Origin of the sequence: Thioalkalivibrio sp. ALJ12, from assembly GCF_000378305.1 — a bacterium.
Classification (GTDB): domain Bacteria; phylum Pseudomonadota; class Gammaproteobacteria; order Ectothiorhodospirales; family Ectothiorhodospiraceae; genus Thioalkalivibrio.
Genome location: NZ_KB899538.1, coordinates 231,367 through 245,582 on the forward strand (window position 1 = coordinate 231,367; position 14,216 = coordinate 245,582).

15 protein-coding genes and 1 pseudogene are annotated in these 14,216 nt (G+C 67.0%); 8 read left to right on the top strand and 8 right to left on the bottom strand.

The annotated features are described in order from the left end of the window. Positions 1–6 precede the first annotated feature (6 nt). The 5 genes from ruvX (at position 7) to F467_RS0101150 (ending at position 4,414) form a co-directional block, all read left to right on the top strand. Positions 7–399: a Holliday junction resolvase RuvX gene (gene ruvX, locus F467_RS0101130; protein ID WP_018138144.1), complete on the top strand. Its 393-nt coding sequence runs from the start codon at positions 7–9 to the stop codon at positions 397–399. Continuing rightward, positions 396–920 carry a bifunctional pyr operon transcriptional regulator/uracil phosphoribosyltransferase PyrR gene (gene pyrR / locus F467_RS0101135; protein WP_018138145.1) on the top strand — a complete coding sequence of 175 codons (525 nt, stop codon included), beginning with the start codon at positions 396–398 and terminating at the stop codon, positions 918–920. Before ruvX ends, pyrR begins: the two co-directional genes overlap by 4 nt. Further along, positions 917–1,939, top strand: coding sequence for an aspartate carbamoyltransferase catalytic subunit (locus F467_RS0101140; protein WP_018138146.1), 1,023 nt, complete (start codon positions 917–919; stop codon positions 1,937–1,939). Before pyrR ends, F467_RS0101140 begins: the two co-directional genes overlap by 4 nt. Beyond that, positions 1,936–3,231 (top strand): dihydroorotase, encoded by a 1,296-nt coding sequence (locus F467_RS0101145; RefSeq protein WP_018138147.1) that lies wholly within the window; start codon positions 1,936–1,938, stop codon positions 3,229–3,231. Before F467_RS0101140 ends, F467_RS0101145 begins: the two co-directional genes overlap by 4 nt. 277 nt (positions 3,232–3,508) lie before the next feature. After that, positions 3,509–4,414 (top strand): dihydroorotate dehydrogenase electron transfer subunit, encoded by a 906-nt coding sequence (locus tag F467_RS0101150; RefSeq protein ID WP_018138148.1) that lies wholly within the window; start codon positions 3,509–3,511, stop codon positions 4,412–4,414. 111 nt (positions 4,415–4,525) lie between these two features. On the opposite strand, the gene F467_RS0101155 is transcribed toward F467_RS0101150, so the two are convergent. The 3 genes and pseudogenes from F467_RS0101155 to F467_RS13130 all read right to left on the bottom strand — a co-directional run bounded on the left by F467_RS0101155 (position 4,526) and on the right by F467_RS13130 (position 7,922). Then, positions 4,526–5,644 carry a PilT/PilU family type 4a pilus ATPase gene (locus tag F467_RS0101155; RefSeq protein WP_018138149.1) on the bottom strand — a complete coding sequence of 373 codons (1,119 nt, stop codon included), beginning with the start codon at positions 5,642–5,644 and terminating at the stop codon, positions 4,526–4,528. Positions 5,645–5,671: 27 nt separating this feature from the next. Beyond that, positions 5,672–6,844 carry a PilT/PilU family type 4a pilus ATPase gene (locus F467_RS0101160; RefSeq protein ID WP_018138150.1) on the bottom strand — a complete coding sequence of 391 codons (1,173 nt, stop codon included), beginning with the start codon at positions 6,842–6,844 and terminating at the stop codon, positions 5,672–5,674. A 43-nt stretch (positions 6,845–6,887) separates the two neighbouring features. Beyond that, positions 6,888–7,922: pseudogene (locus F467_RS13130) on the bottom strand (type IV pilus twitching motility protein PilT). A gap of 143 nt (positions 7,923–8,065) precedes the next feature. Between F467_RS13130 and F467_RS0101170 the strand changes: the two are divergent. Together F467_RS0101170 and proC are read left to right on the top strand one after the other, a co-directional pair. Next, positions 8,066–8,779 (top strand): YggS family pyridoxal phosphate-dependent enzyme, encoded by a 714-nt coding sequence (locus F467_RS0101170; protein WP_012983777.1) that lies wholly within the window; start codon positions 8,066–8,068, stop codon positions 8,777–8,779. A gap of 13 nt (positions 8,780–8,792) precedes the next feature. Next, the gene (gene proC / locus F467_RS0101175; protein ID WP_018138153.1) at positions 8,793–9,611 is read left to right on the top strand and encodes a pyrroline-5-carboxylate reductase; all 819 of its coding nucleotides are present in this window, start codon (positions 8,793–8,795) and stop codon (positions 9,609–9,611) included. A gap of 785 nt (positions 9,612–10,396) precedes the next feature. On the opposite strand, the gene cysQ is transcribed toward proC, so the two are convergent. Genes cysQ through F467_RS0101190 form a run of 3 tightly spaced genes read right to left on the bottom strand, consistent with a single transcriptional unit; the run spans position 10,397 to position 12,555 of the window. After that, positions 10,397–11,230 (bottom strand): 3'(2'),5'-bisphosphate nucleotidase CysQ, encoded by an 834-nt coding sequence (gene cysQ / locus F467_RS0101180; RefSeq protein WP_018139432.1) that lies wholly within the window; start codon positions 11,228–11,230, stop codon positions 10,397–10,399. A 58-nt stretch (positions 11,231–11,288) separates the two neighbouring features. Beyond that, entirely contained in the window at positions 11,289–11,834 is a 546-nt protein-coding gene (gene nudE / locus F467_RS0101185) for an ADP compounds hydrolase NudE (protein WP_012983780.1), read from the bottom strand. A gap of 7 nt (positions 11,835–11,841) precedes the next feature. After that, positions 11,842–12,555 carry a hypothetical protein gene (locus F467_RS0101190; RefSeq protein ID WP_018139433.1) on the bottom strand — a complete coding sequence of 238 codons (714 nt, stop codon included), beginning with the start codon at positions 12,553–12,555 and terminating at the stop codon, positions 11,842–11,844. Between F467_RS0101190 and F467_RS0101195 the strand changes: the two genes are divergently transcribed. Then, complete coding sequence (locus F467_RS0101195) at positions 12,554–13,327, top strand: HAD family hydrolase (RefSeq protein ID WP_018139434.1); 774 nt, start codon at positions 12,554–12,556, stop codon at positions 13,325–13,327. The genes F467_RS0101190 and F467_RS0101195 overlap by 2 nt on opposite strands. Here F467_RS0101195 and F467_RS0101200 read toward each other — a convergent pair. Both F467_RS0101200 and F467_RS0101205 read right to left on the bottom strand, forming a co-directional pair. Then, a complete protein-coding gene (locus F467_RS0101200) occupies positions 13,320–13,559 on the bottom strand; it encodes a hypothetical protein (RefSeq protein ID WP_012983783.1) in 240 nt (79 codons plus the stop codon). The genes F467_RS0101195 and F467_RS0101200 overlap by 8 nt on opposite strands. Then, positions 13,556–14,209: a 7-cyano-7-deazaguanine synthase gene (locus tag F467_RS0101205; protein WP_018139435.1), complete on the bottom strand. Its 654-nt coding sequence runs from the start codon at positions 14,207–14,209 to the stop codon at positions 13,556–13,558. The genes F467_RS0101200 and F467_RS0101205 overlap by 4 nt, the downstream gene beginning before the upstream one ends. Positions 14,210–14,216 lie beyond the last annotated feature (7 nt).

Consider the following 14,216-nt stretch of genomic DNA (forward strand, 5'->3'; position numbering starts at 1 on the left):
AACGTCATGGGGCTTCTGGCCTTCGACTACGGCCGCCGGCGGATCGGGATCGCGGTGGGCGAGGAACTGACCGGCGCCGCGCGCGGACTGCGCACGCTCAACACCGATTCACCGGAAGTCTGGTCCGTGATCGACACTCTGGTGAGCGAGTGGGCACCCGAGGGCTTTGTCGTCGGCTGGCCCACCCAGGCGGACGGGAAGCCCACGCCGCTGGCGAAACGCATCCGCGCGTTCGGGGCCGCCCTCGAAGCGCGCTACGGGCAACCGGTATACTGGTACGACGAGCATCTGACATCGCACCTGGCCCGCGAGCGCAGCGGGCGGGGACGCCACGACCCGGGGCTGGACGCCCACGCTGCCGCGGTCATCCTCGAAGGCTGGTTTCAGGAGAACGCATGAAGACGCCGGACGTCCCAACCCTGCTCGACAGCATGGCCGAGAAGGCACGCCAGTATCTGGACAAGCGCGGGATCGACAACCCGATGGTGGTCGGTATCCACTCCGGCGGTGTCTGGATCGCGGAGCACCTGCGCGAACGCCTCGGGGTGGAAAGGCCACTGGGCAAGCTGGATATCAGCTTCTACCGCGACGACTTCTCCCGCATCGGCATGCATCCGCAGGTCCGCCCGTCCGAGCTGCCGGAGGACCTGGACGGCGTGCATGTCCTGCTGGTGGATGACGTGCTCTACACCGGGCGCACGATCCGCGCCGCCCTGAACGAGCTGTTCGACTACGGGCGCCCCGCCTCGGTCACGCTCGCCGTGCTGGTCGAGCGCGACGGGCGCGAGCTGCCGATCGCCGCCGCGATCGTCGGGGAACACATGGAACTCGGCACCCGGGAGCAGATCAAGCTGCGCGGCCCCGAACCCCTGCGCCTGGAGCGCGTCACCCTGGAGACCGACGGGGACGCCGACGCATGAGCGATACCGTGGTTACCCCGGTCCTGGCCGGGGCTGCCCGCCTGCCGGAGCCGGGCCCGTTGCCCAATCGCCTGCAGCTGACCGATGACGGCCAGCTGCGCCACCTGCTGACCATCGAGGGCCTCAACCGCGATCTCCTGAACGAGATCCTGGATACCGCCGAGTCGTTCGCGAACATGAACGAGAAGGCGGTCAAAAAGGTCCCACTGCTGCGCGGCAAGACCATCGTCAATCTGTTCTTCGAGGCCAGCACCCGTACCCGCACCACCTTCGAACTGGCCGCCAAGCGCCTGTCCGCGGACGTGCTCAACATCAACATCAGCACATCCTCGGCGGTCAAGGGCGAGAGCCTGCTGGATACTCTGCGCAACCTCGAGGCGATGAACGTGGACATGTTCGTGGTACGCCACGAAGAGAGCGGGACCGCGCATTTCATCGCCCGCCATGTCGCCCCCGGCATCAGCGTGCTGAACGCCGGAGACGGCCGCCACGCGCACCCCACCCAGGCCCTGCTGGACATGTTCACCATCCGCCGGCACAAGGGCGACTTCACCAAGCTGAAGGTCGCGATCGTCGGCGACATCCTGCACTCGCGCGTGGCGCGCTCGCAGATCCACGCGCTCAACATCCTGCAGACCGGCGAAGTGCGCGTGGTCGCGCCCTGTTCGCTGCTGCCGGCGGATGTCGACCAACTCGGCGTGCACGTCTACAACAACCTCGACGCGGGACTGAAGGACGTCGACGTGATCATCATGCTGCGCCTGCAGCGCGAGCGCATGGAGCACGCCCACCTGCCCTCCGAGCATGAGTACTACCAGTTGTTCGGACTGACCTCGCGCCGCCTGCAACTGGCGCACCCCACCTGCCTGGTGATGCACCCGGGCCCGGCCAACCGCGGGGTGGAGATCGAGTCCGCTGTGGCGGACGGGCCGCACTCGGTGATCCTGCAGCAGGTGACCTACGGCATCTCGGTCCGCCAGGCCGTGATGTCCATGGTGATGGGGGCGCATCAGTCATGAGTGTGCTGATCGAGAACGTACGAATCATCGACCCGGTGGACGACTACGACGAGGTCGGGGCGCTCTGCGTGCAGGGCGCCGAGATCCTTGCGCGAGGCCAGATACCGGACGGCTTCGAGCCGCGCCGGCGCATTGATGGCAGCGGGCTGTGGCTGTTCCCCGGCCTGATCGACCTTTCCGCGCGCATGCGCGAGCCCGGCGAGGAGCACAAGGCCACCATCGCCAGCGAGACGCTGGCCGCCGCGCGCGGGGGCATCACCAGCACCGTGATTCCCCCGGATACCGATCCGCCCATCGACTCCCCGGCCGAAATCGAGCTGATTGCGCGCCGCGCCCGGCAGGCCTGCGGCGTGCGGGTCTACACCCTGGGCGCCCTGACACAACGCCTGGAGGGGCAGCAGCTGGCCGAGATGGCGGCGCTGCAGCAGGCGGGGGCCCGCGGTGTGAGCAACGCCCACAAGCCGCTGGCCAGCCTGCTGGTGCTGCGCCGAGCCCTGGAATATGCGACCACCTTCGGCCTGACCATCGTGCTGCCCGCCCAGGACCTGTCGCTGACCGGCTCGGGCTGCATGCACGAAGGCGCGGTCTCCACGCGCCTGGGCCTGTCGGGCATCCCCGAGGCAGCCGAGACCGCCGCGCTGGGCGCCATCCTGGCCCTGGTCGAACAGACCGGGGCGCGCGTACACGTCGCAAGGCTGTCGACGCGCCGCGGGGCCGAGATGATCGCCAAGGCGCGCGCCGAAGGCCTGCCGATCACCGCCGACGTCGCCGCCCACCAGCTATTTCTGACCGAAGTCGACGTGGCCGAATACGACCCGAACGGCCATGTCATCCCGCCGCTGCGGGCCCAACGCGACCGTGACGGTCTGCGAGCAGCCGTCGCGCGCGGCGATATCAGCGCCATTTGCTCGGACCACCAGCCGCACGAGGCGGACGCCAAGCTCGGCCCGTTCGCCGGTACCGAGCCGGGCATCTCGGCCCTGGAGACTTTGCTGCCTCTGACCCTGCGCCTGGTCGAGGATGGCCTTCTCAGCCTGGGCGAAGCACTGGCGCGCGTGACGTCCGGGCCCGCGGAAATTCTTGGTTTCAAACAGGGCCGGCTGGGCGCCGGCGCGCGCGCCGATTTCGTTTTGTATGACCCCACCGCGCTTCAGGAGGTCCGACAGCAGGACTGGCTGAGCGCCGGGCGCAATTCGCCGTTTTTCGGCTGGACCTTCTCCGGCCAGGTTCGCGAGACCTGGGTAGCGGGCCGTCCGGCCTGGACCCAGCCCACTAAGGGAAACACTGAATAATGTACACGCTCGCGTTGGCACCCCAGGTTTTCCGAGACAAGGCGCGTCGTGCAGCGGGTAGTGGTTCTACCCGCAAGCGGCGCAACGCCGGATCGGGGAACCTGGGATGCCAACCCCACAAGCCATTAAAGCAGGGGCTCGGCCGCTTTTGCGCGCGCACGGCGTTGCGGCTCCCTTGTGCAGAGTCACTGCACGGCAGTCACCGCGCCTTGTTCGCACGCAAAAGCGACTCGAGCGCGAGCGTGTACATTATCCAGTGTTTCCCTAAGGACAACGCATGACCCCCACCGGCGCCGAACGCCCCCACCGCGGCACGATCTTTCAGGAGACCGCTCGCATCCTCGATCACCAGGATGCCGGGGCCGGTCAGTGGATCCTGCGCGTCCAGGCACCGGAATGCGCGCAGCGCGCCGCGCCCGGGCAGTTCGCCCACATCCAGTGTTCGCCGAACCTGCCGATGCGGCGCCCCCTGTCGATCCAGCGGGTCGACCGCGAGGCCGGGTGGGTCGAGTTCCTCTACAAGGTCGTGGGCGACGGCACGCAGGCACTGTCGCAGCAGCCGGTGGGCGATTCCCTGAGCGTACTGGGGCCGATCGGGGTCCCGTTCCGGCTGAACCCGGATCGTCCGCTGCGGCTGCTGCTCGGGGGTGGCGTCGGGATCCCGCCGATGATCTTTCTGGCCGATCACCTGCGCCGCCAGGGCGAGGCGGGCCAGACCCGCGCGATCCTCGGCTCCGAGGTGCCGTTCCCGTTTCGGGCCAAGCCCTCGGAAATCCTCTGGCCAGGGCTGCCGGACGGGGCGATCGCGACCCTGCCGCTGCTGGAGGACTGGGGCGTGGCCTGCCGCCTGACCTCGAAGGCAGGCATCCCCGGTGCCCATGACGGCTTCGTGACCGATCTCGCCCGCGCCTGGCTCAAGACGCTCTCGCCTGTGGAACGTGATCAGGTCGAGCTCTATGCCTGCGGCCCGCACCCGATGCTCGAGGCCTGCGCGGAACTGGCGGCGGAGTTCGGCCTGCCCTGTCAGGTCTCGCTGGAGGAATTCATGGCCTGTGCAGTGGGTGGCTGCGCGGGCTGCACGGTACCGGTGCGCACCCCCGACGGCGTGGCGATGAAGCGTGTCTGCGTGGATGGGCCGGTGTTTGCGGCCGCCGAGGTGTTCCCGGAGCCTGCGCGGGCCTGAGGGACAGGACGCACGGAGGGGTTCTTGGTAAGCGCCGGACACTGGGGAGCGCCCCTCCGAGATCCACATTGAGGAGCCGAGGGTGATGCGGTTCGCTTCGCTCAGCGCATCCTACCGGTCGGGGAGTTGAAGGTCTTCCTCGGCCTCGTCGGCCGCGGAGACGCCGCCGCCGAAGTTGAGGCGCCATTCGAGGTCGGCACGCGAGTCTGCCTTGTTCAGGGCCTCGTCCAGCATCACTCGGCCACCCTTGAACAGCTTGACGATGGCCTGATCGAAGGTCTGCATGCCCACCGAGCTGCCCTTGGCCATAATCTCCTTGATCTCGCTGATCTTCTCGTCGCGGATCAGTTCGGAGATATACGGCGTGTTCACCATGATCTCCAGCGCAGCCACACGCTGTCCGTCCTTGGTCTGCAACAGGCGCTGGGCGATGATCGCGCGCAGGTTCAGCGACAGATCCGAGAGGATCTGCGAGCGGTTGTCCTCGGGGAATAGATTGATCACGCGATCGAGCGCCTGGGTGGCATTGGTCGCGTGCAGGGTGGTCAGCACCAGGTGGCCGGTATCGGCGTAGGTCAGGGCCGCACGCATGGTCTCGCGGGAACGCACCTCGCCGATCATGATCACGTCCGGGGCCTCGCGCATCCCCTCCTGCAGGGCGTGATCGTAGCTCGGGGTGTCGATCCCGACCTCGCGCTGACCGACGATCGAACGCTTGTGCGTGAACAGAAACTCGATCGGGTCCTCGACGGTCAGGATATGGCCGCTGGAGTGCGTATTGCGGTGATCAATCATCGAGGCGAGCGTGGTGGACTTGCCGGTCCCGGTCGCGCCGACGATCAGCACCAGCCCGTCATGGTGCGAGACGAATTCCTCCAGCACCGGGGGCAGCCCAAGCTGCTCGATGGTCGGGATGGACATGCGGATGAAGCGAATGACCATCGCGACCTCGCCGCGCTGGCGATAGACATTCACGCGAAAGCGCCCGAGTCCGGAACGCGAGATACCAAAGTTGACCGCGGTCTCGCGCTCGAAGATCTCGGCCTGATGCTCGTTCATCATCTCGCGCGCGATGGCCTCCGCCTGACCGGGTGCGAGTGCCTTGCGCGAGATCGGCTGCAGGACCCCGTCGACCTTGATGCTCGCGGGCGCGCCGGTCAGGAAGAACAGGTCCGAGGCGGCCTTTTGCGCCATCAGACTCAGGTACGGTTCGATCTGCATCTGGCTCATCACTAATCTCCCGAGCAGCAGGAGCCGCTAGCGGACACTGTAGTCCTCCGGGCGTTCGTCCACGGACAGGCCCTCGCCTGTGTCCGCCACGGCCGGGGCACCGTCATCCTGTGCCCGCTGCGAGTCGAGCTTGATGCGCAGCCGCAGGTCGTTCACCGAATCGGCATTGCGCAGGGCCTCCTCGTAGCTGATCTTGCGGGTCTCGTAGAGGTCGAACAGGGCCTGGTCGAAGGTCTGCATGCCCTGCTCGCGGGAGCGCGACATCAGCTCCTTCATCTCGTGCACCGCACCCTTCAGCATCAGGTCGGCCATCAGCGGGGTGTTGATCAGGATCTCCACTGCCGGCACGCGGCCCTCGCCGTTCTCGTGCCGCACCAGGCGTTGCGAGATCACCGCTTTCAGGTTCAGCGACAGGTCCATAAGGAGCTGCTCGCGCCGATCCTCGGGGAAGAAGTTGATGATGCGGTCCAGCGCCTGGTTGGTGCTGTTGGCGTGCAGGGTGGACAGGCACAGGTGACCGGTCTCGGCAAAGGCGATCGCGTAGTCCATCGTCTCCCGATCCCGGATCTCGCCGATCAGGATCACGTCCGGCGCCTGACGCAGGGTGTTCTTCAGCGCGATCTCGTAGCCCTCGGTGTCCACGCCCACCTCGCGCTGGGTGATGATGCTCTTTTCGTGTTCGTGGACGAACTCGATCGGGTCCTCGATGGTGACGATGTGATCGGGGGCATTGCGGTTGCGATGGCCGATCATCGCGGCGAGCGAGGTCGACTTGCCCGAGCCGGTCCCCCCAACGAAGATCACCAGCCCGCGGCGCTCCATGGTGATCTTCTCCAGCTGCGGCGGCATCTGGATGTCCTCGAACTTCGGGATCACCGAGTTGATCACGCGCAGGACCATGCCCGGGCTGCCGCGCTGAGTAAACACGTTCACGCGAAAGCGCGACACGCCCTGCAGGCCGATCGCGAAATTGCACTCCTGATGGCGCTCGTACTCCGCGGACTGCTTGTCGTTCATCAGTGCGCGTACCAGCGCCTGGGTATGCGAAGGCGTGAGCTTCTGCTCGGTCATCGGCACCACGCGGCCGTCAATCTTGGCCGCCGGCGGCATGCCGACCGTGATGAACAGGTCCGAGCCACCCCGGTCCACCAGGGCGCGGAGCAGGTCGTGCATGTACTTGATCGCCTTGTCACGATCCATGGTGCTTCTCCCCTTGCCGAATCCCCCGGGCGGGGGCGCGGGCTCAGAACGAATCCGGGTTGGCGGCCTTGCGCTTGGCGTCCTCGCGGCTGATCACGCCCTGCGCCAGCATGTCTTTCAGGCACTGGTCCAGCGTCTGCATGCCGGTGCCGGCACTGGTCTGGATGGTCGAGTACATCTGCGCGATCTTGTTTTCGCGGATCAGGTTGCGGATGGCCGGCGTGCCCAGCATGATCTCGTGCGCGGCGATACGCCCGCCGCCGATCTTCTTCATCAGGGTCTGCGCGATAACCGCCCGCAGCGACTCGGACAACATCGCCCGCACCATGTCCTTCTCGGCCGCCGGAAACACATCGACGATACGGTCGATCGTCTTGGCCGCGGAACTGGTATGCAGGGTGCCGAAGACGAGATGCCCCGTCTCGGCCGCGGTCAGCGCCAGGCGGATCGTCTCGAGATCGCGTAGCTCGCCGACCAGAATGGTGTCCGGATCCTCGCGCAGCGCGGAACGCAGCGCCTCGGAAAAGCCGTGGGTGTCGCGGTGTACCTCGCGCTGGTTGACCAGCGACTTCTTCGACTCGTGCACGAACTCGATCGGGTCTTCGATCGTCAGGATGTGGCCGTAGTCATTCTCGTTGCGGTGGTTGACCATGCCCGCCAGCGTGGTCGACTTGCCCGAGCCGGTCGGGCCCGTGACCAGCACGATCCCGCGCGGATAGTTGGAGATATCCTCGAAGATGCGCGGTGCCGCCAGCTCTTCCAGCGTGAGCACCTTGGAGGGGATGGTACGAAAGACCGCCGCCGCGCCCCGGTCCTAATTGAACGCATTGACACGAAAACGCGCCAGCCCGGTGACCTCGAACGAGAAGTCCGTCTCCAGGAACTCCTCGTAGTCCTTGCGCTGGCGGTCGTTCATGATGTCGTAGATCAGGCCCTGGACCTCCTTGTGGTCCATGACCGGCACATTCACGCGGCGCATATCGCCGTCGATGCGCACCATCGGCGGCATGCCCGCCGAGATGTGCAGATCCGAGGCCCCGTTCTTGACCGCAAAGGCCAGCAGCTGCGTGATATCCATGCATCCCCCTGTACAACCGGAAACGAGCCGCCAGCCCCAGCGCCCCGCCCCGGGCGACGCCCTGCCGGGCCCCGCAGCGTGTGACGGACACCGCCCGCCTGGCGGCGGTGCCCTTACGTTTCACCGGACTATATCATAGGGCCATGAGCGCACCAGACCACGCATTCAGGGCCGTTCGCGAACGTATCGTTCACGCCTGCGAACAGGCCGGGCGCGACCCCGGCAGCGTGCGTCTTCTGGCCGTATCCAAGACACGTACGGCCGACGACATCCGCGCGCTGCATGCCCTCGGGCAGACGGCGTTCGGCGAGAACTACGTGCAGGAGCTCATCGACAAGTTCGACGCCCTCGAGACCGGCCCGAACCCCCTGGGCCTCGAGTGGCACTATATCGGCGCACTGCAGAGCAACAAGACGCGCCCCGTGGCCGAACGCGCTCACTGGGTACACACCATCGACCGCGAGCGCATTGCCCGCCGCCTTTCGGAACAGCGCCCGGAACACCTGCCGCCCTTGCAGGTCTGCCTGCAGATCAATGTCTCGGGCGAGAGCCAGAAGGCAGGCGTCCCGCCGGAGGCTGCCGCCGCGCTGGCCGACACCGTCGCGAACCTGCCCGGGCTGACGTTACGGGGCCTGATGACCCTGCCGGCCGCCGAGAGCAATCGCGAGCGCCAGCGCCGGCCATTTGCCCGGCTGCGGCAGTTGAAGGACGAACTCAATGCGCGGGGACATGGCCTGGATACCCTGTCCATGGGCATGTCCGGCGATCTCGAGGCCGCGATCCTCGAGGGTGCCAGCCTGGTACGCATCGGCACCGCGCTGTTCGGGCCCCGCATCACACCCGAGAGAAACCAGTAAAAGAGGAGTCCGCATGACGGAACACCGCTTCGAAGTCGGCTTTATCGGCGCCGGCAACATGGGCGAAGCCCTGTTGCAGGGCCTGATCCAGTCCGGCCATGACGCCGAGCGCATCGCGATCGCCGACAAGAGCGCCGAACGCGTGCGCGATCTCCAGGCCCGCTACCCCGGACTGCAGGCCGCAAGTGCCGAGGCGCTCGCCGAGGACAGCGCCGCGCTGGTGCTCGCGGTCAAGCCGCAGACCCTGCCGGACCTGGCCCCCACGCTGCGCGAGGGCGTCACCCGCGGGCAGCCCCTGGTCATTTCGGTGGCCGCGGGCATCACCACGGCCCAGCTGGCCAGTTGGCTGGGTGACGGCACCCGCCTCGTCCGCGCAATGCCCAACACGCCGGCCCTGGTCGGCGCCGGCGTGACCGGCCTGTTCGCCGCCCCCACTGCGACCGCCGAAGACCGCGACACCGCCACCCGCCTGCTGGAGTCGGTGGGGCGGGCGATCCCGGTGGCGGACGAGGAGCTGATGCACGCGGTCACGGCGACCTCGGGCAGTGGCCCGGCCTATGTCTTTCTGATGATCGAGGCGATGCAGGACGCCGCGCAGTCGCTCGGGCTGCCGCCCGACACCGCGCTGGAGCTGACCCTTGGCACGCTGGCGGGTGCGACCCGACTGGCCGCCGAGAGCGACGAGCCGCCCGCCGAACTGCGCCACCGCGTGACGTCGCCGGGCGGCACCACCGAGCGGGCCTTGCAGGTGCTGGAGGATGGCAACCTGCGCGGACTCATGCGCCGCGCGATGGCGGCGGCGGCCGAGCGCTCGCGCGAACTCGGACAGTAGAGCTGCTCAGCGCGACCGCTTTCCAGGCTGGGCCGGGTTCGTCATCCGGTGTTTGCGGTGCCTTCGGTCCGGCCGCCTGCCTGCGCTGTCTCGCCAGCGCTCCGCGAGTTACTTCTTTGCTCGTGCAAAGAAGTAACCAAGAAACACGCCCGGGATTCGCCCAGGAACCTTGCTCCGGACGCGCCAGGCCGGCGGCGCTGAAACTCGCTGCGCTCAGACAGTCAGCGCCTTCTCCCGGCCTGTCACGCCCTCCACAAGGGGCTCATATCGGGAGGGAAGGTCAAAACAATCGGTGTTCGAACGTGTCAGCCAAACACCAAACGACAGAATAGAGAGCACGCCCTTGGCGCCCGCTCGCGGGCGCGGCACGCTAGGGCCGGAGGCCGCGCGTGCCAAGATGTCCGAATGCCTAGCCTCCTTCCACTGGCACGAACGCCAGGACCGCCGCTGTCTTGACCTTCGCCCCCGTATGAAGCCCCTTGCGGAAGGGTCCTCGGGACGGAAGAGAGGCGCTGACTGTCTGAGCGAAGCGACAGCGCAGCGAGTTTCAGCGCCGCCGGCCCGAGGGCCCTGGAGCAAGGTTCCCGGGCGGAATCCGGGTGCCCTTCTTTGGGTACTTTCTTGGGCAAGCAAGAAAGTACCTCGGGGTGCGCTGCCGAGACAGCGCAGGCAGGCGGTGGACCGAAGGCACCGTAAACTCCAGATGCCGAACCCGGCCCAGCCTAAACGACGCTGAGGGCCAACCAGGGCACGCCAAGGCCCGCTAGCTGGTGGGCGGGAGAAGGCTAGGCGTCGGGGAGGCCGAGGCGGCGCAGCCAGCGCGCCGGATCGCCGGCGCAGACCAGAAACTCGGGATTGAGCATGCTCTCCTTGGTGTTGTAGCGAAGCTCCTGCCCGTGGAGGTCCGTCACATGCCCCCCCGCGGCCCGCACGACCGCATGCGCCGCCGCGGTATCCCACTCGCTGGTCGGCCCCAGGCGCGGATAAATATCCGCGGCTCCCTCGGCCACCATGCAGAGCTTCATCGAGCTGCCCAGGCTCACCAACTCGTGCGTCCCAAGGCGTTCCAGCACCGCTTTGAGCCGCTCGGCCCCGTGCGAACGACTGCCCGCCACCAGCGGGTGCTCGGTATCAATACGGTCGCGTGCCACCTCGATGGCGCGCGGGGCCTCGGAACCATCGCGGCGGATGGCGCCGCCTCCAGCGTGGCCCGCATACAGACGCTGAAGCACCGGACTCCAGACCACGCCCATCAGCGGCTCGTGGTCATGGATCAGGGCAATGTTGACCGTGAATTCACCCGTACGCTTGACGAACTCGCGGGTCCCGTCCAGGGGATCGATCAGCCAGTAGGTCCGCCACTGCTTGCGGCGCTCGAATGGTACGTCCTGCCCCTCCTCGGAGAGGACGGGCCACTCCGGCGCGATCTCGCGCAGCCCCTGTGCGATCACGCGATGCGCGGCCAGGTCGGCCTCGGTCAGTGGGGAGCGATCGTCCTTTTCGGTGACCGCGAAGCGGGTCTCGTAGACCTCGAGAATGGCATGGCCGGCATCCTCGGCCAGACCACCCACTTCCTGCATCAGGGCGGTCAGGGCCGCGTCCTTGGGCGGTTCGTTCATCGGGGCATCCTTTCTGATTCGAACGGTACGGAATGCGCGTACCTTGGCAGAACCCGGGTCAGGCGTCGAGAAAATCGCGCACCATATAAAGTGCCGCGATGGAACGGGCCTCGGTGCAATCCTCGCGGGTGACCAGTTCGCCCAGCCGGTCCAGCGACCAGGGTACGACCTCGATGGCCTCCGGCTCGTCACCCTCCTCGCGCTGGGGGTAGAGATCCTCCGCCACGATCAGATGGGTCTCGTGCGACATGTAGCCGGGCGCGACCGTCAGCGCGCCCAGGTGGGTCAGGCGGTGACCGCCATACCCGACCTCCTCCATGATCTCGCGGTTTGCCGCCACCAGGATGTCCTCGCGCGCCTCGATGCGGCCCTTGGGCAGGCCAAGCTCGTAGCGGTGGGTGCCGGCCGCGTATTCGCGGATCAGCAGCACGGTGCGATCCGGCTGCACCGGGGCGACGATGACTGCGCCGTTGCCCCGGCTGATCAGGCGCTCGTAACAGGTGCGCGCCCCATTGCTGAACTCGAGATCCAGCTCCTCGACCTCGAACAGCCGACTTCGGGCTACGGTCCGGCGGCCCTGGACATCCGGTTTGTCTCGACTCATAGACGTTTTATTCGGCGTTGCGCAGCCGTACCTGGGTTCTCAGTTCGCCCTCGAACAGGGTGTCGAGGATGATGCCATGGTCGGACTCGACGACGTCGAAGCCTTCCTGTGCCTCGGGGTGGGTCTCCTCCAGACGCAGGTCCAGATCCCCCCAGTTTACGGCCATGGTGACCCGCATGGGGAAGTAGCCATCCAGGAAACGCCGCACGAAGGGCCCGTTCTCCATCGTGTAGACGCCATCACCTTCGTGTTCGATCACACGCATGCGTGCGGTGACACAGACCTCGGAATCCTTGTGGACACCGCGCAGGTCGACCCGGTCGCCCCGTGCCTCGGCCAGATCGATGTTGGTAGTGGATTCGACCTGAAGGTCCTCGATTCGCTCTTCGTTGTAGGCAATGACCATGCGCCGGATCGGCGCAATATCGCTGTGGCACTGGCGCAGATCCACCCAGCCGTCCTCCAGCGAAGACGAGCTCAGCGTGATCTGGTTCTGGTGGTGATGAGGGACCTGCTCCGGCTCCTCGGTCAGAAACTTGATCTCCGGGCTGGTGGTCTGGGTCTGGTCCGGCGATACGGTCTCGCCCCACAGGCTGTCGTCCTCGAGCGGGTCGTAATCGGGGTCGCTCGGGTCCATCGCCTGCGCGGAAAACGGCAGCAGCGCCAGGGAAACCAGCGCCAGAAAGAGCGGGCCAGGGGCCAGACGGGATTCAGGTACCATGGGAGCCATCGCAATCACCCTCTTTGAGGTTCCGTTCGCTGTGGACCCCAAAAACCCCGAAAAAAATCCGAATCCGCAAGAATCATCGGTGCATGTCGACTGGTCGAGCATCGACACCGTGCTGTTCGACATGGACGGTACACTGCTGGATCTGCACTTTGACAACCGCTTCTGGCGCGAGCTGATCCCCGCCGAGTACATCCGCTGCCAGCCGGACGACCCGGAATGCGCCCGCCGGCGCCTGGAAGACGAGATGCAACGCGTGCGCGGCAAGCTCGAATGGTACTGCGTGGATCACTGGACCCGGTTCACCGGCCTCGACGTGCTCGGGCTGAAGCGCGAACTGGCCCACCACGTCGCAATCAAGCCGCACGCCGAGGCCCTGCTGGGCGCCCTGCATCGCTCCGGCCGCCGACGCGTGCTGGTAACCAACGCCCATCCGAAGGTCTACAACTTCAAGCACCAGATCACGCGGATCGGGGATCACCTGGACACGATCGTCTCCGCCCACGACCTGGAGTGCGCCAAGGAAGACACCGACTTCTGGGAACGGCTGCAACGCATCACCCCCTACGATCCGGCACGTACGCTGCTGGTCGACGACAACCTGCTGGCCCTGGCCAGCGCGGCCCGGCAGGGCCTGACCGAGCTGCGCGGCATGCGCTACCCGGACGAGCGCGGGGAGCCGATGGACTCGCGGGAGTTTCTGCTGCTGGAATCGCTGGCCGACCTGCTGCCCGGACTTCCGGGCCGGGAACGGCCCGTTACTTGACCGGAGTCGGCAGGTTGCGGATCAGGTCCAGCCGGATCTGAACGTCACGCCCCTCGCACTCGCCGTCCAGCCAGTGATATCCGTCCGCCTCGCGGACCTCGCGCGGGGTCACCTTGCCCCACCAGGCCTGGCTGGAGTCGGGCTCGGCCCAGTTCAGCTGCAGGGTCTCACCTGTGAGAATGGCGATCTCCAGGCGTTCGATCACATGCTTGGGAAGGACGGATTCGGTCATCGGGGTGGTTCGCGGTAGTCGGTGGGATCCGGCACGCCCGCCGAGGCGAAGGCCGCGCGGCGCGCCTGGCACTGCGGGCAGCGCCCGCAGTGGAGCGATTGTGCCAGAAGGCAGCTCCAGGTGCGGGACCAGTCGATCCCCAGCGGATCGGTAGTGCGGATGATCTCGGCCTTGGACTGCGCGATCAGCGGCGCCTCGATCGCCAGACCTGGTACCAGCTCGTCCGCCAGCGCCGCGAGGCGCCCGATAAAGGACGGGCGCGAGCCCGGGCCATGCCCCTGGTCCTCGCGATTGAGCGCCAGGAGGATGCGCCCTGCCCCCTGGTGCTCGGCGAGATTGATCGCCAGTGCCAGCACCAGCAGGTTGCGCTGCGGCAGCGGCACATGCGCGACCCACTCCGAACGTTTGGCAAACGCCTGGCGCAGCGCGCGCAGGTCCATCTCGACGGGGTCGACCCCATAGTCGGCACCCATGGCACGGATCGCAGCCCGCTCACGCTCGGCATTGCGCTGGCCATAGTCCACCCACAGGGCGCGCAGCGGGCGGCCCTGCGCATGCCGCTGCGCCAGCAGGGCACTGCTCTCGATACCCCCGGACAGCAGGAGCAGATCGGGGGGCGATTCACCCGTGTACTTGTCCGTGGCGTGCATTCGGGCA

Bases quoted from the DNA above. Each gene is read 5' to 3' on its own strand.
- ruvX (WP_018138144.1), top strand. From the start codon at position 7: ATGGGGCTTCTGGCCTTCGACTACGGCCGCCGGCGGATCGGGATCGCG.
- pyrR (WP_018138145.1), top strand. From the start codon at position 396: ATGAAGACGCCGGACGTCCCAACCCTGCTCGACAGCATGGCCGAGAAG.
- F467_RS0101140 (WP_018138146.1), top strand. From the start codon at position 917: ATGAGCGATACCGTGGTTACCCCGGTCCTGGCCGGGGCTGCCCGCCTG.
- F467_RS0101145 (WP_018138147.1), top strand. From the start codon at position 1,936: ATGAGTGTGCTGATCGAGAACGTACGAATCATCGACCCGGTGGACGAC.
- F467_RS0101150 (WP_018138148.1), top strand. From the start codon at position 3,509: ATGACCCCCACCGGCGCCGAACGCCCCCACCGCGGCACGATCTTTCAG.
- F467_RS0101155 (WP_018138149.1), bottom strand. From the start codon at position 5,644: ATGAGCCAGATGCAGATCGAACCGTACCTGAGTCTGATGGCGCAAAAG.
- F467_RS0101160 (WP_018138150.1), bottom strand. From the start codon at position 6,844: ATGGATCGTGACAAGGCGATCAAGTACATGCACGACCTGCTCCGCGCC.
- F467_RS0101170 (WP_012983777.1), top strand. From the start codon at position 8,066: ATGAGCGCACCAGACCACGCATTCAGGGCCGTTCGCGAACGTATCGTT.
- proC (WP_018138153.1), top strand. From the start codon at position 8,793: ATGACGGAACACCGCTTCGAAGTCGGCTTTATCGGCGCCGGCAACATG.
- cysQ (WP_018139432.1), bottom strand. From the start codon at position 11,230: ATGAACGAACCGCCCAAGGACGCGGCCCTGACCGCCCTGATGCAGGAA.
- nudE (WP_012983780.1), bottom strand. From the start codon at position 11,834: ATGAGTCGAGACAAACCGGATGTCCAGGGCCGCCGGACCGTAGCCCGA.
- F467_RS0101195 (WP_018139434.1), top strand. From the start codon at position 12,554: ATGGGAGCCATCGCAATCACCCTCTTTGAGGTTCCGTTCGCTGTGGAC.
- F467_RS0101190 (WP_018139433.1), bottom strand. From the start codon at position 12,555: ATGGTACCTGAATCCCGTCTGGCCCCTGGCCCGCTCTTTCTGGCGCTG.
- F467_RS0101200 (WP_012983783.1), bottom strand. From the start codon at position 13,559: ATGACCGAATCCGTCCTTCCCAAGCATGTGATCGAACGCCTGGAGATC.
- F467_RS0101205 (WP_018139435.1), bottom strand. From the start codon at position 14,209: ATGCACGCCACGGACAAGTACACGGGTGAATCGCCCCCCGATCTGCTC.